This is a genomic window from Halopiger goleimassiliensis (assembly GCF_000455345.1).
GTDB classification, from domain to species: domain Archaea; phylum Halobacteriota; class Halobacteria; order Halobacteriales; family Natrialbaceae; genus Halopiger_A; species Halopiger_A goleimassiliensis.
In genome coordinates this window covers 1,116,876-1,135,985 of the sequence record NZ_HG315690.1, presented here as the reverse complement: position 1 = coordinate 1,135,985, position 19,110 = coordinate 1,116,876, and the positions used below count along the sequence as shown (strand labels likewise).

Genomic DNA, 19,110 nt, shown 5'->3' with positions numbered 1-19,110 from the left:
ATTAGTCGTCACTTCCGCGGGTAACTAAGCATTATGTTTCTCCCTCTCCCCGGGATCGGGGACCGAACGTAGGTAGAGGGGGGTCGATCAGGCCTCTTCGTCGAGGTTGGTGTGCCAGTCGAGGTAGTAGCTGCCCCCGTTTTCGGGCATCTCGGACGTGTTGGTGAGTTTGGGTTCGAACCCGTAGTGACCGTACGCGGGGTCGACCCAGCTCCAGGTCCAGCCGAGCGAGTACATCTCGAGGTCGCCGTCCTCACCGCGGTCCTGCAGCGTGGAGAACTGCGTCTCTTCGATCTGGATCTCGACGCCGAGACCGGAGAGCTTCTGGCGGATCAGGTCGGCCAGGTCGGCGTACTCCGGCGCGCTGGCGTACGTGTTGGCGGTCAGCTCGAACGGGTCGTCCTCGGTGAAGCCGGCCTCCTCGAGTTCGTCGGCGGCGCTTTCGGTGTCGGTCTCGTTGACGCCGTAGGGCCACTCGTCGACCCACTGTTCGTACCCTTCCTCACCCGTGGGCCAGAGGCCCGGCGGCGTGAAGCTGTACGCCGGGGAGCCGCGTTCCGAGAAAACCTCTTCGATGAGTTCCTCGTGGTCGGTGACGTACGCGATAGCACGTCGGACCGGCCGGGGAACGTTCGTGACGTTGAAGCCGAAGTAGTAGATGCTCGTCTGGGGCGCTGCGCTGTAGTTGAGCACCTCGTCGTTCTCGATCGGGCCGTACTCGCCCGAGCGGTTGCCCGCCTCGTCTTCCTCGGCGTCGATCAGGTCGGGGTCGTACTGCGGCGTCGGGATGTCGAAGATGTCGAGGTTCCCTTCGACGATGTTCGTCCACTGGGCTTCCGCGTCCTCGATCTCGAGCCAGCGGATCGTCTCGACGCTGGCCGTTTCGCCGTGGTAGTCGTCGAACCGGCTGACGACCATGTCCTCGCCGGGGTTGAACTCCTCGTACTGGAACGGACCCGTTCCGATTGCGGTGTCCGTCTGGAACTCCCCGTGGTCGATTTCGCCGTCGTAGCCCTCGATGTCGCCGACGAGACCTTCCGGAATGGCGGCGAACGCCGAGTACGTGAGGATTTCGATCGTTTTCGGGTTGGGTTCGCGGAGCGTGACCTCGAACGTGTAGTCGTCGATCACGTCGACCGCGATGGAGTCCGGTTCGATGCCGCCGTCGTCGGACTCCTCGTACTCGATGCCGAGCCCGTTCGGCGTCGCGATCATGAACGTCTGTCGCTCGCTGTACTCGGATTCGGCCATCCGCCGCCACGAGTACTTGATGTCGTCGGCGGTCAGCTCGCGGCCGTCGTGGAACTGGACGCCCTCCTTGATCTCGAAGGTGTAGGTCAGACCGTCGTCCGAGAGAGTGAAGTCCTCGAGGAGTTGGTTCTCGACTTCGTCCGTCCCGTTGGTGTAGTGGGTCAGCTTCTCGTAGATCTGGTTGATGACCCGACCCGAGGCGGTGTCGGTGGACATGATCGGGTCGAGTTCGTCGAAGCTGGAGTTCAACAGCGTGAGTTCGTCGTCGCCGTTGGTCAGCTCCGTCCGGTTGTGCTGCTGCATCCAGAAGCCGAGCGACCCCGTTTCGGGGGCGTCGACGTAGTCGTAGGAGAAGATCTCCTCGAGTTCGTGATAGAGGGGGAGGATGACCATGTCGTCCCTGACGGCCTCCTCGATCTCTATGTAGGCCTCGTTGCGGACGTCCTCCTCTTCGGGGGCGGTGTTCTCGAGGACTCGTTCCCAGGCAGCCTGGGCCTTGTCGGCGTTCTCGCTGGTTTCCAGGTCCTCCCAGCCGTCACCGTTGCCGTCACCGTTGCCGTCCTCGCCGTTCCCGTCGTCGATGAGTGCGGAACATCCGGCGAGTCCGACCGTTGCGCTTCCCCCCAGAACCGCGAGCATCGTTCGTCGTGTCTGATCTACGTCCTGCCGTTCCTTAGCATCCGGCATAGCAGTGCCTAGCACAAACATGTGATATAAAGTTGTCGCCATATACCGGGAGGAACACCTCAACCTATTCTGGTAGTTAGTGGACAAACATGTGCGACAGTGGCGATATAGGAGTAAAAATCATTTAAACAATGGATCTGTGGTGTAACGGGCTTCCATCCGGTCTGTGGGAGGGAGTCGCCCCCGCACCGATCACTGGACGCATTCGCTCGTCGTTCACCCGTCAGCGACTTCTCTCGGAAACTCGGCAGTTCTATCGTACCCGGGATGGCGAACTTGTGGCGCTATCGACCCGGATTTCCGTTCGTACGCGGCTTCGAAGCGACCGCGTCGTCTCTCTGTCGAGGACTCCGATCCGACGGCTGACGTCTTGGCCGTGGAATGTGATCATTTACGACGAACGTTCAGAAACGACGATGCTATTCCACCCCGGAATATGATAACGAACTGGACGTAATTCGGCCTGTTAGGCCGTTTGAGCGCGGGTGTAAAAATATTCGATTCATGCGCGCATTTGCTCGTCATTCCGTTGTTTGTACGCCAAACGTGGTGGCCAGTAAACGCACATCTACTCCTTTTGCAAGACAATCGTTAGTTTTATAATGTGCTGTTATCCAACATGGAACAGTATGTCACACTCACGTGAACGGTATGGCAAGTCACGACGGGAGATGCTCGCCCTCCTCGGCGTGGGATCTGCGGTCGGTCTCGCTGGCTGTGCCGGCGGCGACGAGGGGAACGGCAACGGCGACGGCAATGGGGACGGAAACGGCACGAGCGACGACTTCGGTGACAACGAGAGCGACATCGACGACGTCGACGAACTGCCCGAAGTCAGCGGCACGTACGACGCCGTGTCGGGGAATACCTTTACGACCCTGAACCCGCTGTACAACACCGAGAACGGTGCCGGAGTGGCGATTGGGTACGCCCTCGACATGGGGTACACCTTCGACGCGAATCAGGACTACTTCCCGCTGTTGTACGACATGGACACCGACAACGGCGAGGTCTGGGTGTTCGACGTTCGCGAGGGACTCGAGTTCAGCGACCCGTACGGCGAGGTCACCGCCGAATCGTTCGTCTACCAGATCCAGGAACTCCACCAGGCCGACTGGGCCAACACCGCCAACGCGGTCGACTGGGACGGGGTCCACGTCGAGCAAAACAGCACGTACGAGTTCCAGGCCGAACTCGAGGACCCGGAACTGCTGTGGCCCGAGACGTTCGCCCCGCTCGAGTATCCGATCCCGCGGGATCTGGTCGAACCGTACGTCGACGAGGAGGACGTCGACGGCCTCCAGCAGGACGAGGAACTGCTGGAACTCCAGTTCACCGGGAACCTCGGTGCGTACGAACTCGAGGAGTGGAACCGCGGTTCGGGGATCACCTACACGCGCAACGACGACTACTACATCCAGGACATCGACGAAGGGCCCGACCTGTTCGAAGGCGCGCCGTACTTTGAGGGGGCCTCGATCAGCGTCATGCAGGAACAGTCCGCGCGACTCGGAGCCCTCCAGACCGGGGAGGCCGACGAGGTCGAACTCCCGCCGGAGCGCTACCAGGAGTTCGTGAACAATTCGGACGTCTCCGTCAATCAGGTTCCCCAGCCCTACAACCGGATCATCTCGCTCAACATGCGCGACAACGGCTGGACTGCCGGGCCGGGGAACCTGTTCCGGTACGTCGAGTTCCGTCAGGGACTCGCCGCCGCGATCGACAAGGAGGAACTCATCGAGGGCGTCTACAACGGGCTGGCGGAGACCCACTACACGTGGCAGCCCCGCTTCTCGAACTTCTACCCCGACGAGGACGAGATGCCGACGTTCGGTACCGGCGACCAGTACGGTTCCGAGGTTGCACGTTCGCTCGTCGAGTCCGCCCTCGACCAGTCCGACTACGACTACCACTACGACGGCGGCGACCTGGTCACGCCTGAAGGGGATCAGGTGGTGCTCGACATCTACTACAGCGCCGGGGCGAACACCTCCGAACTCATGGCAGAGTTCATCTCCCAGGAGCTGGACGAGAACCTGGGCATCGAGGTCGTGGTCGAAGCGATCGACGGCACGCGGTTCAACAACGAGTACTGGACCGGCGATCCCGAGGGCGGTGAAGACCCCGAGATCGGCGTCGAGTGGGACAACCCGACGCCGCAGAACCCCGGTCCCCGCTCGGTCACCTCGAACGAGCCGTGGGACATGTCGATCGTGTTCGGGCTGAACACCTACCCGCGGAACCCGATCACGAACGAGGCCTTCTTCGACGGTGCCAACACGACGTACAACCCGGTCGGCTACTACCCCGAGTTCGACGCCCAAGGACTGTTCGATCAGGCCCGCGCGGCCGAGTCGCGGGAGGAGTTGACCGACACGTTCCAGGAAATCTTCCGCAACATCGCGGAGGAACAGCCCTACATCATGTTGGTGTTCGCTGACGACCTGATAGGCTACAACGCGGACCTGCGTGGACCGATCGAGAACTTCTCCAACGAATGGGACTTCGCCGCGTGGCACTTCGACGAGTAGGTCCGTAGTCGAATCTCTCGACGAGGACCACTAGATCTGGGGAAGACAAATGCATTCGGCGGAGCTGATATGAATCTGAGAACTGACGCAGACACGGTACAGATATGGGTCTAGCACGATACATTAGTTTACGCGTAGCGTGGGCGGCGTTCGTATCGTTTATTATCGTCTCGATTACGTTCGTGTTGCTGGCGCTGTCGCCGGATCCGAACGTCCAGGAGGCGGCGACGCAAGCGGCGCTCCAGGGCGGCGATCCGGCCGAGGCCATGCAACGAGAACGCGAGTTACGCGGCCTCAACCAACCGCTCCACGTCAGGTACGTCGACTACGTCACCAGCGTCTACACCTTCGACTGGGGCTGGTCGGACTACCGGAGCCAGCCGGTGACGCAGGCACTCCTCGAGGCGCTGTACGTCACGGCACAGTACTCGGTCCCGTGGACGATCCTCACGGTGCTGATCGGTCCGTTCGTCGGGGTCTACTCCGCCGTGAACATGTACAGCTGGAAGGACCACGTCGCGACCGGTTTCGCGTTCTTCGGCTACGCGATCCCGAACTTCTTCTTCGGGATCATCCTGCTGTTGATCTTCGGGATCTGGGCAGGTTGGGTTCCGGTATCGTTCGATCCGAACGTCCCCGTATTCAGCCTCGAGAACGCGAGACAGTTGGTCTTGCCCGTGTTCGTCCTCGTGACGGGGTCGATAGGCGGGCTGATGCGCGTCTCGCGGAACGAATCGGCGGAGTTCCTGAACGCGGACTTCATGAAGACGGCCAAGGCGAAGGGCGTCTCGCCCTTGCGCGCATACGCCTACCACGTCATGCGGCCGACGATGGTACCGCTATCGACGACGCTGGTCGGGCAACTGCTGTTCGTCTTCCTCGGCTCGTCGCTGCTGGTCGAGGTGGTCTTCAGTATACCCGGCCTCGGCCGGCTGACCTTCGACGCGGTGGTCGCACAGGACACGAACCTCGTGGTCGGGTCGACGCTGGTGTTTACCTTCATCGCAGTCGTCGGCAACCTGCTCGAGGACCTCGTATTCACCATCATGGATCCGCGGATCAGCTACGACGATAGATAACTATGGCAACGGAACAACCGGATCGGTTCGATCGCGTCGATTGGGAGGAATTCGCCGACTCGAGGGGGATCTCGCTCTCGATCAATTCGAAGTTGATGCTCGCGGCGACGATTCCGTTGCTCGCGCTCGCGTTCTACGACTGGCGATTCGTCGGCGAGCGGAAAGCGACCTTCGAAGAACTGGGACAGGATCTCAACCTCTCGTGGCTGTTCGAGACGGTCGGACTCAATCAGGATCTGTCGTCCGTCGACTACCTGTTCCTCTTCACGCTGCTGTTGTTCTTCCTGTACCTGGTGTTGCCGCTGTACCAGAACCCGCGGATGACGAAGTACTACTGGTCCGAGTTCAAGCGCAACCGGCCCGCGGTCGTGAGCCTGGTGTGGCTCGGGATCATCTTCGTGGGCGGACTGCTCGGACCGTTCTTCATCAGCGCCCCGGAACAGGACATCCTGGCCGGCTTCCAGCCGCCGGTGTTCGCCTCGGTCGACTCGGTGTACGTCTCGCAGTGTCTCGGTGAGATGGCCAACGGCAGGTGTTACGGCACCTGGGAGTACCCGCTGGGGACGACCCGCGCCGGGGAAGGCGTCTTCGCCGGGATCGTTCACGGGATGACCATCAGCATGCAGATCGCCTTCATCACGACCACCATCGTGGCGGTGATCGGCATCACGTTCGGCACCGTCAGCGCCTACTCCGGCGGTTGGATCGACGAGGTCATGATGCGGTTCGTCGACATCGTCATCTCGTTCCCGACGTTCGTGATGTTCCTGCTGATCCTCTACATCTACGGGGCGAGTCTCGGGATGTTCATCCTGATCTTCTCCGTGTTCGGCTGGGGCACGACGGCCCGATACGTACGAAGCAAGGCGCTGTCGATATCGGAAGAGGAGTACATCAAGGCGAACCGAATCAGCGGAGCCAGCGTCTATCGCGTGGTACGTCGCCACGTGGTGCCGAACACGGCGAGCAGCATCATCACCCAGCTCACGCTGCTCATTCCGGGATTCATCCTGTTCGAGGCACAGCTGGCCTATCTCGATCTCGGCGACTCGGAGATCCCCTCGTGGGGGCAACTGATCGCCGCCGGTCGGGATCACATCGAGTTCGCGCCGTGGATCATCCTCGCGCCAGGCTTCGTCCTCTTCCTGACGATTCTGGCGTTCAACTTCCTCGGCGACGCACTGCTGGACGCACTGAATCCGAAAGCGGACGCGGAGAGTGAACAATGACGCGCACGGACCAGGACCACCTACTCAGCGTTGAGAACCTCAGGACGACGTTCGACACCGACGCCGGCACGCTCGTCGCCGTCGACGACGTTAGCTTCACCGTCGACGAGGGCGAGACCGTCTGTATCGTCGGCGAGTCGGGATCCGGCAAGACCGTCGCCACGGAATCGATCACCCGAATCGTCGACGAACCGCCGGGTCGGGTCGAAGGCACCGTTCGCTTCCGCGGGCAGGACCTGCTGGAGATGACCGAGTCGGAGCTTCGCGACGTGCGGGGCAACGACATCGCACACATCTTCCAGAACCCCCAGGAAGCGATGAACCACTGTTACACCGTCGGCTGGCAGATCGTCGAAGCGATCACCGTCCACGAGGACGTCCCGCGGGAAGAAGCGAAGGCCCGCGCGATCGACCTCCTCGACAGGGTCGGTATCGCGAACGCGAGCGCCAGGTTCGACGACTACCCCCACGAGTTCTCCGGGGGTCAGAAACAGCGCGTGATGATCGCGATGGCGCTCGTCGGAAACCCGGATCTGCTCATCGCGGACGAGCCGACGACGGCACTCGACGTAACCGTCCAGGCCCAGATCCTCGACCTGCTCGCGGAACTCCAGGAGGAGTACGGGCTGGGTATTCTCTTCGTCACCCACGATCTGGGGGTCGTCGCGGAGATCGCGGACCGCGTCGTGGTGATGTACGCCGGGAAGGTGATGGAACGTGGTAACGTGATGGACATCTTCGACCAGCCGGCGCATCCGTACACGCAGGCGCTGTTGCGGTGTCTCCCCGGAAAAGGCAACGACGCGGGAGGAATCCCCGGCTCGCTTCCCGATCCGACCGATCCGCCGGAGGGCTGTCGGTTCGCCTCGCGGTGTGAACACGCCGTCGAGGCGTGTCGAACCGGCACGCAGCCGGAAGACGCCGAGGTCGGACCGGACCACTACGCCTCGTGTGTCTACTACCACCGCGGCTACGACAGCAGCGTCGTCAGGGACGAGTCGCTCGAGAACGACGCCTCGAGCGGTGGCCACGGAGGTGAACTCGCCGATGACTGACGAGCCGTTGCTCTCCGTTCGGAACCTGAAGAAACACTACCCGATCACGAAGGGGCTGCTCTCCCGCCAGGTCGGAGCGGCGAAGGCCGTCGACGGCATCAGTTTCGACATTCACCGCGGCGAGACCCTGGGACTGGTCGGCGAGTCGGGCTGTGGCAAATCCACGGCGGCGTCCTCGATCATCCGCCTCGAGGAGCCGACGGACGGCGAGGTGATCTTCAACGGCGGGGATCGTGCCGGCCGGACCCGTAACCCCGACGGCACGCATCCCAACGACGTCACGCGGTTCGACAAGAAGGAGCTGAAGGCGTTCCGTCGGGACGCCCAGATGGTGTTCCAGGATCCCTCGTCCAGTTTCGATCCGCGGATGACGATCGGAAGCTCCATCGCCGAGATGTTGCTCGTCCACGGGATGACCGATCGGCAGCGTCGTCGCGCCATCGTCGAGGACTTGCTCGAGCGCGTCGGCCTCTCGGCGTCGGACTACGATCGGTACCCACACGAGTTCTCGGGCGGGCAGAAACAGCGCATCGCGCTGGCCCGGGCGCTCGTGCTCAACCCGGATCTGATCGTCGCCGACGAGCCGGTGTCGGCGCTCGACGTCTCGATCCAGGCGGAGATCCTGTCGTTGATCGACGAGCTGCAGGAGGAGTTCGACCTCTCGTTGCTCTTTATCAGCCACGATATGTCCGTCATCCGGAAGATCTGTGATCGAGTCGCGGTCATGTACCTCGGCGAGATCGTCGAGATCGGCGAGACGGAGGAGATCTTCTCCAATCCGCAACACCCTTACACGGAGGCGTTGCTGTCGTCGATTCCGCTTCCGGATCCCCGAGCCGAGCGGGAGCAGATCGAACTCACCGGCACCGTACCGAGCCCGTCGAACCCACCGAGTGGCTGTCGGTTCCACACGCGGTGTCCGAAGGTGATCCAGCCCGACGACCTGGACCTCGAGCAAGCCACCTGGCGTCGGCTGTTGAACCTTCGCGATCGGGTGGCTGCCGACGACGTCGACATCGAACAGATCCAGGAGAACGCGCTCGTCGACGAGGACGACGGCCGGCCGTCGAACGAGGTGATCAAATCACAGATCAGAACCGAGTTCGACCTGCCCGAGACGCTCTCGGATCCCCAGGCGGAAGAGACGCTCTCGCAGGCACTCGAGAAACTCGTTGCCGACGACCGCGCCGGTGCAGCCGAGTTGCTCAACGGGGCGTTCGTGACGCCGTGTGAGCAGTCGGTTCCGGAAGACACCGACCACGGAGGCGGACACCGCTCGGCGTGTATCCTCCACGAGCGGGAGCAGGACTCGATCGAACTGTCCACCGCCGACGACTGAACGGCCGTTTCGGGGCGTTTCGATTCGTTTCGACGACCCGGGACGCTCAGTCGTCGCCGCCTTCGTCGACGATGACGACCTCGCCGTCGACGACGTCGACGTTGATCAGGGTCTTGACGTCGTAGCCGGCGTCTTCGACCTTGTTCTCGCCGCCGACTTTCTTGATGACTGCGACGGTGTCGACGACCTCGGCACCGATCTCGTCGAGCGCGTCGAGGACTGCGGCGAGCGTACCACCGGTCGAGAGCACGTCGTCGAGCACGAGGACGCGCTCGCCCTCGCGAACGTCGTTGATGTACATCTCGTTCTCCGAGTAGCCGGTCTGCTGGGAGATGGCGACCTCGTCCTCGAGGCCGTACTCGCGCTTGCGGATGACCGTCAGCGGGATGTCGGTCATCAGCGAGACGGCCGTCGAGATGTGGATGCCCATCGCCGCGGGCGTGACGATCCGGTCGACCTCCTCGAGTTCGGCCTTCCGGATGATGCGGATGACGATTTCGCGAAGCAGGCCGGGGTCCAGCTTCGGCAGGCCGTCGCTGATCGGGTGGACGAAGTAGTGATAACCGTTTTTCTCGATGATCGGGGCCTCGAGAAGCGACTGCTTCAGTTGATCCATGTCGCAGGTGGGTCGGAAGCGAAGTAAAAGTTGACGATACCGTAGACGCGTTCGTTTCCCTGCCACGCCTCGTGTGCACAACTCACGTACGATCCTCGAGGGAGTACTCGCCTTCGTCGACGAACTCTAGGAGGGCGTCGGTCTACCGCAGCCGTTCGTTACTCCTCGTCGCCGTAGCTGAGTTCCGGCGGCTGGTCGCCGTGGCCAAGCCGCATGTTGCGTTCGTGGATGATGTGAGCGATCGCCGTTACGGTGATCGTCGCGGCGATGAGGCCGGCCCACGCCAGTTCCGAGGCCATCGTGAACGGGTAGATCTCGAGATACAGCGCGGCGACGAGCGCACAGCTAACCGCGCCCAGCGAGAGGTAGAGTTCGCGCCAGGCGAACTCGTGGCCGGGGACGATCTCGAGGTAGACGCTGATGTCGTGGGTCCGCTCGGTCGCCTGGATGACGCCGGCGTTGGAGTCGAACGAGAGAATCCCGGCTTCGTCCATCTTGGGCAGATGGGTCTGCTGGAGGGTCGTGTACACCCGTTTTCGCTGGTCGGGCGTGACTTCGTCCAGGGCGGTCTCGTACTCCCAGGCGGCGACCTGCTGGGCGAGGTCACCGAGTTCGACCGGACGGTCGTCCTGTTTGAGGTAGTGCAGGACGTATCGCCGTCGCTGGTTCCGGAGTACTTCGAAGATTTCACCCTTGGAGAGTTCCTCTACTTCGTCGTCGACGGTCGCGACGGATGCGTCTTGCTGTTGCAACGCCACGGAGGATCACCGTTGAGTGGGGGTTCGATTCGGGGCCGATCTGGCAGCCATTATTTCGAGGCAGGAACGCCACCTATATAATTCTCATCAACGCCCGCTCCCGAACGGAGCGAGCGGCGGCCTCGAGCGTGCAAAAGGCGACGGTCGTTCCGTTTCCACACGATAGTACGATAGCTCGGCCCTTCCACGACTGTCGATAGCGGCGAAAATCCGCGACGGCGATTCGTCCGCGCAGAACGTCCAGTGCCCAAACAACCACACGTTGCTACACCTCGTGTCATCACTGGAGACGGGAACTCCGCCGTCGTGTAGAAGGTGCCAGTCCTCAATCGGCGGTGAGAACGAGCGGTTCGGACGACTACTTCCCGCCGAGGATCGCGGCGATCGAGTCGGCGATCTCCCCGCCGAGATCGGCTTTCGACCCCTCGAATCGGGCGACGTCCTCGGCGTGGACGAGCAGGGCTCGCGTCCGTTCGGCTCCCATCACGCTCGCGTCGTTGGCGACCACGAACGCGAGGTCCGCACGCTCGAGCGTCTTTCGGGCCTGCGCGACCATCTCGCCGTCGTCGCCGGCGGTCTCGGTCTTGAAGCCGACGATCGGCAGGTCCGAGTGTTCCTCCCGGACGCGGTCGATCAGTTTCGGCGTCGGCTCGAGGTCGAGGCTCACTTCCCGTCCCGAGCGGATCTTCTCGTCGCTTTCCTCGACGGTGTAGTCGCCGATGGCCGCGGCCGAGACGAGGGTGTCGGCGTCTGCGCAGGCCGCCTGGGTGGCCTCGAGCATCTCCGCGGCCGTCTCGACCTCGCGGACCGTCGCGTAGGGGACGGTCTCGGGGATCGACGGCCCGCTCGAGAGCGGACGGGGGCCGACGTAGCCGTGGACGAGCGTCACGTCCGCGCCACGGGCGTAGCAGGCCCGTGCGATGGCTCGCCCCATCTTCCCGGACGAACGGTTGGTGAGGACCCGTACGGGATCGATCGGCTCTCCTGTCGCACCGCTCGTAACGACCACGTGATTCCCCTCGAGGGGGCGTTCCCCCGCGGCGCGGGCGACCTCGACGACGATTGCCTCCTCGGTGGCGATCTTGGCCTTCCCTTCCTCGATGCGCGGATCGACGAACTCGACGCCCCACGTCTCGACGGTCTCGATGGCCTCGAGTACGCCGGGGTGGTCGTACATCGGCTCGTGCATCGCGGGTGCGACGACGACGGGCGTGTCGGCCCCCAGTGCGGTCGTCGCACAGGTCGTGACGGGCGTGTCGTCGACCGCGCCGGCGATCTTGCCCACGGTGTTGGCGGTCGCCGGCGCGATCAGGAAGACGTCGGCCCAGCCGTCGTAGCCACAGAGGTCGACGTGTTCGACGCCGCCGGTGATCTCGGTGACGACGTCGTTCTCGGTGGCGAACTCGACGGCCCAGGGGTGGATAATGCTCTGCGCGCTGTCGGTCATCACGGCTCGCACCTCGGCCCCCCGTCGTCGCAACTCGTGGGCCAGTTCGACCGTCTTGACGGCCGCGATCGAACCCGTCACCCCGAGCGCGACGTTGACTCCCTCGAGCATTCGTCTGCTATTCTCACGGCGACGTGTTAAGGATAGCGAGGCGTCGGCGCTCGATCGTGGATCGGACACCGACCACAGTTATGTGTCTGCGATGAATGAACGTAACCGATGGCAGCCGCTGTCGGACGGTCGATCGCCGCGCTTCTCGAGAAAGGCGACGGGCGGCCACCCGGAGACGTGATCGTCGTCTCGCTCGGTCTGTTCTGCCTTGGACTCCTCGGGTTCTGGTTCGCGATTCTCGTACAGGTTGGCGGCCCTGTCGTCGACTCGCGTCCGGGGCCGCAGACGATCGCCGGGATTCAGTACTCCGCCTGCGGAGCGGTGCTGTGGAGCGTCGTCCTCGCGCTGTACCAACGTCGCCCCATCGGGTGGTACGGTGCAGCCGCCGTCGGACTCGTCGTCGCCGTCGGAGCGGCGCTGGCCTGGATCGATGCGGGCTCCGCCACCGTGTTCGTCCGCTTCGCCGGCGCTGCGTCGCTCGGTCTGCTCGCGTATCTCCTCGCGAGACGCCGGGTGTTTTTCCGGTAAGCCGGGACGAACGCACGGCGCTTTTGATTTAGCTCCTCGGTCACGGTGGCGGTCAGGTCCCGCCGCTCGCCGACCCCTTCGAAGAATTCCGTCTTGAACTCGTCAACGACGGCCTCGTTTTCGTCCCGGAGGCGAAACGCGTGGATCGCCCCGTCGCCGTTCTCGACCGTTATCTCGTTACTCCCGTCCCGATTCAAGCACGAGGACCGGGTTTTCGAACCCGCCGATGTGGATGGGCTCGCTGCCGACTCAGCCGGAAACCTTCGCTTCGATTTCGATCGTCGCCACGTCGGTCCACTCGCTCTGATCGACGAGCGAGATCGTCTGTCCGGTTCGAGCGATGGGTTCGGACGGATCGTCGACCGCGGTGACGAGTTCGTACGTCACTGACCTCTCGACAGCGAGAGCGGGTTCGACACCGCGCTCGTCACGTACTCGTGGCGCTTCCCCCGCAGGCGCATCGCGGTCAGCGCCTTGTGGGTCGCGGGGGTCTCGTACAGCGCGCGCTCGTCTCGGGCGATCCGGTCGCCGGGCGCGACGCCGTCGGCCCGGAACTCGTCGAACGCCCGTTCGCACACTGACCGTATCCGCTCCCAGCAGAGTCGTTCGTCGACGCCTCGCTCGTGACCGATCGCGGCGACGAGTTCGGCCAGGTGGTTCTGGAAGAGCGCGTAGTACAGCTTCCGGTGGAGGTCCCCCTCGCCGTCGGCGTCTACGTCCGAGTCCGGGTAGGGATCGATCGAGAGCCCGCGGTCCGCGAGCCGCCCTCGATGCACGCGGATTCCGCCGAGATCGCGAACCAGCGTCGCGATCGGAGCCGCGGTGTCGGGTTCGAAAACGACGAGGCCGTTCTGGAGGTGGCTCTCGAGGGCCACCCCGTAGCCCGAAAGCAGTCGAAGCTGTTCCGGGACGACGACCGCGGCGTAGCGTTCGAGAAAGGTAAGCGCCGCGTCCGTACCCTCGCCGATCCTCGCGTCGGCCGCGGACTCGTACCGCTCGAGCAGCGCACAGACCAGCGGTCGGGTTCGTCGTCCGTCGCCGTCCCCTCCCCCTGCGGGCGCTGGCACCTCGGCGAGCAGGCTCGAGGCGACGATCGGAATCCCGTCGTCGGGAACGAGCGGGTGCGCCGAAGGGTTCGTCCGCCGCAGCGCCGAGAGGTGCCGGGCGTCGTCGAACCCCTCGCCGCTCGGGTGGGGACCGTTCGGCGGGTAGTAACAGGTCGCCGCCGGTTCAGCGAGCACGCCGAGGTGCTCGAGCGACTCGCGCTTGGCGATCTCCCGCAGGACGTCGGTCACCTTCGGCCCGTTCCAGACGGCGTGGGGAGACAGGGTGCGCACGACGTTGGTCGTCTGGACCGGAATCGCGAGTTTGAGGTGGCGTGCCGGACCCACTCCCTCCGTTTCGGCCCCCACGGATTCGACGGGAACGACGGTCCGGAGATTGAGCTGTGGCGTGGCCGGCTGCGAGCAGTCGGGAATCGGCACGACGCGGCCGTCCTCGTGCTGGCTCGCGTACCGCCGCGGGATCGTCCGGTGATACTGGAGCGGATGCACTGGAACGACGGCGTAGCCGTCCGGATCGCGATCGGCAGGGATCGCGTGCTCGAGCGCGCCTGCGAGGCCGTCGACCGTCTCGAGCAACCCGTCGGTCAGCCTCGCGCCGGTCGACGCTGCGCTGGTCTCGAGGGCGTAGTCGCGGTCGACGGCGACGAACCGGACGTCGATCCGGTCGGCGAACTCGGGCGCGTAGGCCAGCCCCTCGGCGGCGCTCATCCCGCGGCGGAGCTTTCCCGCGGGGTGGAACGGGTGGCCGTCGGTGACGATTCGCTCGAACGCGGTGGCCGGATCGGCCGCCGGTACGCCCGCCGCGACGGCCTCGAGCGACGACCGCTCGGATGCCTCCGAATCCTCGACTGTCCCCCTCGCGTTCGCGATCCGTTCCTGAAGCACCGACCGGGCGAGACGCGCCAGCGCGAGGTTGGCGACGCTTTCGGCCACTTCGGATCGGATCCGCTCCGCTTGATCGGCGGTTACGAAGGTACCTTCGCGTGCGAGGCGGTCGACGAGGTCGACGGGGTGTTCGAGCGTGCGACCCGGGTCCGACTCGGAGGTCGGTGATACCAGTCGGATCCGGCCCGCAAACCGGAACCGATCGTAGCCGTGTCTCGCCGCTACCGGGGCGATCAACACGGTTTCGGTAGCGGAAAACGGCTGAAAGGCGGCTCGATCGCAGGAATCGGGGGCGGACTCGAGGACCGATTCGAGGTCCGCGGTCTCGAGCGCGCCGAGCGGCTCCGGATCGTCGGGAATCGAGGGGCGGTCGGTCGGGACGATCCGGTAGTCGGGCAGCCCCTCCGGCCGACCGCGGAGCAGGCCCCGCACCAGGCGGCGTGCGATCTCCTCTCTGGCGTCCGGAAGCGCCTCGAGGTAGGCCGCGTCGGCCGGCGAAGAACGATCGTGAACGCGGGCGTACTGGGTCGCCGCACCGAGGGCGTCCCGTTCCGCGTCCGTCCGCAGGCGTACCGGATCGGAGCCGGTCGGTCGCGTCATACGGGGGGTTCCACACCCTCCCTTACGACGGTGTGCCCGGCGAACGCACCGCCGGTGGTTACTCCGACTCGACGCTCGGGTGCATCGTCGGCTCCTCGTCCAGCGGCTCCGCAAACGCCTCGAGGATGGTCTCCCGGGCCTGCTCGTCGCGCTCCCGGCGTTCCGCCTCGTCGATCTCCTCGCAGCCCGGCGGGACGTCCCGGTCGCGGCCGGTGAAGTAGCCCTCGGGGGCGACCCAGTCGTGGTAGAAGTTCGCGTCCGAGTCGTGGATGACCGCCAGGCCGACCTTCGCGCCGTGGCCGGCCGCGACGACGGTCTGGTGGGGTTCGCCGGCGATCCGGCCGGCCGCATAGACCCCCTCGACGGCCGTCCGCCCGCCCTCGTCGACGTCGACGAAGTACTTCGATCCGCGCTGGATGCGCCCGACGTCCAGCGGCACGAGGTAGTCGCTGTCGGACCACGACGCCGCGATCACCCGGCGGGTCTCGATCGGGTCGCCGCCCTCGGTCTCGAGGACGAACCCCTGCTCGAGCTCGCCCGCTTCGACGGGTTCGGCACGCGTCACCCGGCCGAGTTCGAACTCTGCGCCGGCGTTGCGGGCCTGCTCGCGGGTCAACTGGAGGTACCGACGGGCGTCGACCCCGTCGGGGAAGCCGGGGTAGTTCTCGAGGCTGGCGTTGCGCGCGAGGATGGACTCCCCGCCGTCGATCACGAGGGTGTCGAGTCCCGCACGCGCGGTGAAGATCGATGCGGCCATGCCGGCGACGCCGCCGCCGACGATACAGACGTCACGCATAGCCGCGGGTTGCGCGCGGCGGCTATAGAAGGTTGCCGTCTCCGTCGCCGGGGCGCGTTCTCGGCCGTGAACGGTCGAAACGGATCGCGCTATCGCCGCCGGTGAACCACTCGACGTATGTGTCTTGCGACCATCACGTCTATACCGTATCGCGGTGATACCGGGACGTATGTTCGCGGCTGCCGCGCTCCTCCTCGCGCTCGCGATCGGCCCGTTCTGCTGTTTCCGGCTCTACGCGCGTCGGGTCGAGGCGATGGACGAGCCGGTGTCCGAGCGGCTCCATCGCCTCAATCGCGCACAGCAGGTCGGCGGCTTCGTCCTGCCGTTCGCCGCGATCCTCGCGTTCGCGGGGCTCGGCCTGCTCGAGCGAACGGTCGACCTGCTCGGCGTCGTCGCCGTCGGCCCGTCCGTCTTCGGACTGGGGGTCCTCGAGTTCGTGGTGATCGTCGGCGTCCCCTTCGGCGTCGTCGCGGTGCCGCTGCTCTCGATGGCGCTGGGGACGTACCCGACGGTGCGACGGTTGCGGGACACCTCGGCGTCGTCGATACGGGTCGTCAAGGGCGTCCTCGCGGGACTGGCCGTCACCGCGGTCGGCGTCGCCGTTGCGATCGGCGGCTTCGTGGCGGTCACGTCCGTCTTCGGCTCGTCGTTGCCCGTCCTACTGGGCTGTCTCGGCGCTGTCGTCTTCTTCACCTTCGGCCTCTCCCCGTACCTGATCGCGTTCTTCCACGATCGGGTGCCGCTCGAGGGCGAGCGCCGCGAGCGCGTCGAACGGCTCTGTGCTGACCTGGGCTACGAACCCCGCGGGCTCTACCTGCTCGAGGGCGAGTCGACGAAGACCGCCAACGCCCTGGTGGCGGGGACGGTTCCAGGACTGCGCTACGTCTTCCTCACCGACTACCTGCTCGAATCCTGTGACGACGACGAGCTGCGGGCGATCCTCGCCCACGAGTTCGGCCACGTCGCCGGTCGCCACCTCTGGCAGCGGGGGCTGTTGACGGTGGTCGTCTTCGGCGGCTTCGTCGCGGTCGCCGAAACCGTCGGACTCGACGCGCTCGAGACGCAGTTCGGGTTCGCCGGCTTCCTCGTGCCCTTCATGGTCGGCTACGCCGTCTACCACGTCGTCCTGCTGGGCGGACTCGCCTACTGGCAGGAGTTACGCGCCGACGCCTACGCGGCTCGCGTCGCCGGCGAGGACGCCACCGTCGCCGCGCTCGAGGTGCTCGCGGACGCCAACGACATGCGACACACTGCGGGACTGCTCTACAGTCTGGCGACCCACCACCCGCCGGTCGCAGATCGCATCGAGGCGGTCAGGCGGGTCGACGCAGCGGGCGGCGACGAGGATCGCTCAACCGCGAGCCAGTGAGAGGGATGACAAATCTTACTTTGGACAGACCCGAAGCACCCCTGTGGACAGAATTCTCCTCAGCACCGTCGCCTACCGCTCGCCGGAGGAGGTCTTTCCGTACGTCCGTTCGTTCACCGACTATCCGAAGTACGCGAAGCACCTGAAGGACGTCGACGTCCAGGGCGACGGCGGCGTCGGCTCCGTCTACGATCTGCGGCTGGCCTGGTGGAAACTCAGCTACACCGCCCGCTCGAAAGTGATCGACATCTCGCCGCCCGAATCGCTCGAGTGGCGACTGATCAAGGACGTCGACGCCCGCGGCGAGTGGCGGGTCGAACCCGAACCCGAGTCCGCCCCGCCGGATGCGGAGACGGCGAGTCGAATCTACTTCGAGGCGGTGTACGATCCCCACTCCGCGGACAAGGACGCCATCTCACTCCCGCGGTTCGTCTCGCTCGACTGGGTGATCGACAAGGTCAGACCGCGGCTGTTAGACGAAGCCGAGCGCGTCGTTCAGCGACTGGTCGAAGACATCGAAGGCGAGCCCCGCGACGTCGAGTTAACCGTTCACGAAATCCCGTAATTCGACAGCTCGAGTCCGGCGCTCAGCCGTCGAACGAGTCGACGACGACGATTTCGCCGTGTTGCATCGTCTCGTGGGGCAGACAGACGTAGCGAGCCAGTTCGTCGGTCGCCGTAACCGTGATCTCTCGCCGTTCGCCCGCGTCTTCGAACTCGTCGGTCCGGTAGGTTCCCACGCGTTCTCCGGCTTCGTCCTGCAGTTCGAGGACGTGGATGTTCCCGTCGCGATTCTCCACGGTGATCGTGTACTCCATCCCCTCGCGGAGCACGAGCGTCGGATTCTCGACGCCCTCGACCGGCGCGGGTTCGACGCCGATCCAGCCGGTGATCTCCCCTTCGAGGACGATTTCGCGTACGTCGCTCCACCCGCTCGGGTCGGCGATCGAGAACGTCTCGAGGACGACGGCGGTCTCGCTGTTCGGTCCCTCGATCGAGGCGACGACCTCGAACGAGCCGCTGCCGACTTCGCTCGCGGCTACCTCGAGCGCGTCTCCGGGCTCGTCGAGTCGGTAGTCCGACGGATCGGCGATGTCGCCGCCGCGGACGAACGCCGCCGTTCGTTCGCTCGCGTCGGTAAGTTCAACTTCGGCCGTCGTCCCGTCTCCGCTGACGTCGACGGTCGCGTCCGGTCGCGTATGGAGTCGCCAGCCGTCGCGCTCGATCCAGGTGGACCACTCGCCGTCCACTTCGATCGCGTACACCTCCACGGGTCGTTCGTATCGCCCTTGCTGGGTCTGGAACTCGACGTCGTACTCGAGCCGATAGACCGCGGAGATGGCGGCCTCGGCGTCGAGTTCCTCCGCGAGCGACTCCTCGGTCTCCCCCGACGAGAACGCGATCGCGTGGACCGCCTCCGGTCGGTTGAACCGATCGTACGCGGATCGTAGCCCCTCTCGATCGGCGTCTTCGACGACCTCGACGGGGCCGTACGAGGCGGCCGTCTCGAGGTCGTCGTTCGCGACCGCTTCGATGATCCCTTCGCCCGCGTCCCGTGCCGGCTCGGGAACGTCCGATTCCACCTCGTTCGTCTCGCCGCCCTCGCCGCCCTCGCTCTCGGACGTCGCTTGGCCGCCCGTATCGCCGTCAGGGCTGGTCTCGCTCCCGGGAGCGTCGTCGGACCCCTCATCGAGGCACCCCGCGATGCTACTCGCGACGACGACGGTGCCGAACAAGACGCGTCTTCGATTCACGTTCACGAGCA

The 19,110-nt window shown here is 64.9% G+C and carries 16 protein-coding genes; 8 read left to right on the top strand and 8 right to left on the bottom strand.

Annotated features, from left to right (window positions below; genetic code table 11):
• Positions 1-87 precede the first annotated feature (87 nt).
• On the bottom strand, positions 88-1,890 hold the full coding sequence (locus TX79_RS05525) for an ABC transporter substrate-binding protein (protein ID WP_049926243.1): 1,803 nt from the start codon (positions 1,888-1,890) through the stop codon (positions 88-90).
• A 677-nt stretch (positions 1,891-2,567) separates the two neighbouring features.
• Here TX79_RS05525 and TX79_RS05520 point away from each other — a divergent pair.
• From TX79_RS05520 to TX79_RS05500, 5 genes are all read left to right on the top strand, one after another.
• Positions 2,568-4,469, top strand: a complete 1,902-nt coding sequence (locus TX79_RS05520; protein WP_049926242.1) for an ABC transporter substrate-binding protein — start codon at positions 2,568-2,570, stop codon at positions 4,467-4,469.
• 104 nt (positions 4,470-4,573) lie between these two features.
• Positions 4,574-5,548: an ABC transporter permease gene (locus TX79_RS05515; RefSeq protein ID WP_049926240.1), complete on the top strand. Its 975-nt coding sequence runs from the start codon at positions 4,574-4,576 to the stop codon at positions 5,546-5,548.
• A 2-nt stretch (positions 5,549-5,550) separates the two neighbouring features.
• The gene (locus TX79_RS05510; RefSeq protein WP_049926238.1) at positions 5,551-6,777 is read left to right on the top strand and encodes an ABC transporter permease; all 1,227 of its coding nucleotides are present in this window, start codon (positions 5,551-5,553) and stop codon (positions 6,775-6,777) included.
• Complete coding sequence (locus TX79_RS05505) at positions 6,774-7,832, top strand: ABC transporter ATP-binding protein (RefSeq protein ID WP_049926237.1); 1,059 nt, start codon at positions 6,774-6,776, stop codon at positions 7,830-7,832. Before TX79_RS05510 ends, TX79_RS05505 begins: the two co-directional genes overlap by 4 nt.
• On the top strand, positions 7,825-9,171 hold the full coding sequence (locus TX79_RS05500) for an ABC transporter ATP-binding protein (protein WP_049928294.1): 1,347 nt from the start codon (positions 7,825-7,827) through the stop codon (positions 9,169-9,171). Before TX79_RS05505 ends, TX79_RS05500 begins: the two co-directional genes overlap by 8 nt.
• A gap of 46 nt (positions 9,172-9,217) precedes the next feature.
• Here the strand turns inward: TX79_RS05500 and hpt are convergent, their stop codons facing one another.
• The 3 genes from hpt to coaBC form a co-directional block, all read right to left on the bottom strand.
• Positions 9,218-9,787 (bottom strand): hypoxanthine/guanine phosphoribosyltransferase, encoded by a 570-nt coding sequence (hpt, locus tag TX79_RS05495; protein WP_049926236.1) that lies wholly within the window; start codon positions 9,785-9,787, stop codon positions 9,218-9,220.
• Between the two features lie 158 nt (positions 9,788-9,945).
• Positions 9,946-10,545, bottom strand: coding sequence for a DUF7344 domain-containing protein (locus tag TX79_RS05490; RefSeq protein ID WP_049926235.1), 600 nt, complete (start codon positions 10,543-10,545; stop codon positions 9,946-9,948).
• 358 nt (positions 10,546-10,903) lie between these two features.
• Complete coding sequence (gene coaBC / locus TX79_RS05485) at positions 10,904-12,103, bottom strand: bifunctional phosphopantothenoylcysteine decarboxylase/phosphopantothenate--cysteine ligase CoaBC (protein ID WP_049926234.1); 1,200 nt, start codon at positions 12,101-12,103, stop codon at positions 10,904-10,906.
• A 108-nt stretch (positions 12,104-12,211) separates the two neighbouring features.
• Between coaBC and TX79_RS05480 the strand changes: the two genes are divergently transcribed.
• Complete coding sequence (locus TX79_RS05480; RefSeq protein WP_049926232.1) at positions 12,212-12,631, top strand: hypothetical protein; 420 nt, start codon at positions 12,212-12,214, stop codon at positions 12,629-12,631.
• 249 nt (positions 12,632-12,880) lie between these two features.
• Here TX79_RS05480 and TX79_RS19215 read toward each other — a convergent pair whose 3' ends face one another.
• The 3 genes from TX79_RS19215 to TX79_RS05470 are packed head-to-tail and all read right to left on the bottom strand — an operon-like array spanning position 12,881 to position 15,976.
• Positions 12,881-13,018 carry a hypothetical protein gene (locus TX79_RS19215; protein ID WP_154660462.1) on the bottom strand — a complete coding sequence of 46 codons (138 nt, stop codon included), beginning with the start codon at positions 13,016-13,018 and terminating at the stop codon, positions 12,881-12,883.
• A complete protein-coding gene (locus TX79_RS05475) occupies positions 13,015-15,180 on the bottom strand; it encodes an IucA/IucC family protein (RefSeq protein ID WP_049926230.1) in 2,166 nt (721 codons plus the stop codon). The genes TX79_RS19215 and TX79_RS05475 overlap by 4 nt, the downstream gene beginning before the upstream one ends.
• A gap of 58 nt (positions 15,181-15,238) precedes the next feature.
• Positions 15,239-15,976 carry an NAD(P)/FAD-dependent oxidoreductase gene (locus tag TX79_RS05470; RefSeq protein WP_049926228.1) on the bottom strand — a complete coding sequence of 246 codons (738 nt, stop codon included), beginning with the start codon at positions 15,974-15,976 and terminating at the stop codon, positions 15,239-15,241.
• A gap of 169 nt (positions 15,977-16,145) precedes the next feature.
• Between TX79_RS05470 and TX79_RS05465 the strand changes: the two genes are divergently transcribed.
• Both TX79_RS05465 and TX79_RS05460 read left to right on the top strand, forming a co-directional pair.
• Positions 16,146-17,345, top strand: coding sequence for a M48 family metalloprotease (locus TX79_RS05465; RefSeq protein WP_049926227.1), 1,200 nt, complete (start codon positions 16,146-16,148; stop codon positions 17,343-17,345).
• A gap of 43 nt (positions 17,346-17,388) precedes the next feature.
• On the top strand, positions 17,389-17,910 hold the full coding sequence (locus tag TX79_RS05460) for an SRPBCC family protein (protein ID WP_049926225.1): 522 nt from the start codon (positions 17,389-17,391) through the stop codon (positions 17,908-17,910).
• Between the two features lie 22 nt (positions 17,911-17,932).
• Here the strand turns inward: TX79_RS05460 and TX79_RS05455 are convergent, their stop codons facing one another.
• Positions 17,933-19,099: a hypothetical protein gene (locus tag TX79_RS05455; protein ID WP_154660461.1), complete on the bottom strand. Its 1,167-nt coding sequence runs from the start codon at positions 19,097-19,099 to the stop codon at positions 17,933-17,935.
• Positions 19,100-19,110: the final 11 nt, after the last annotated feature.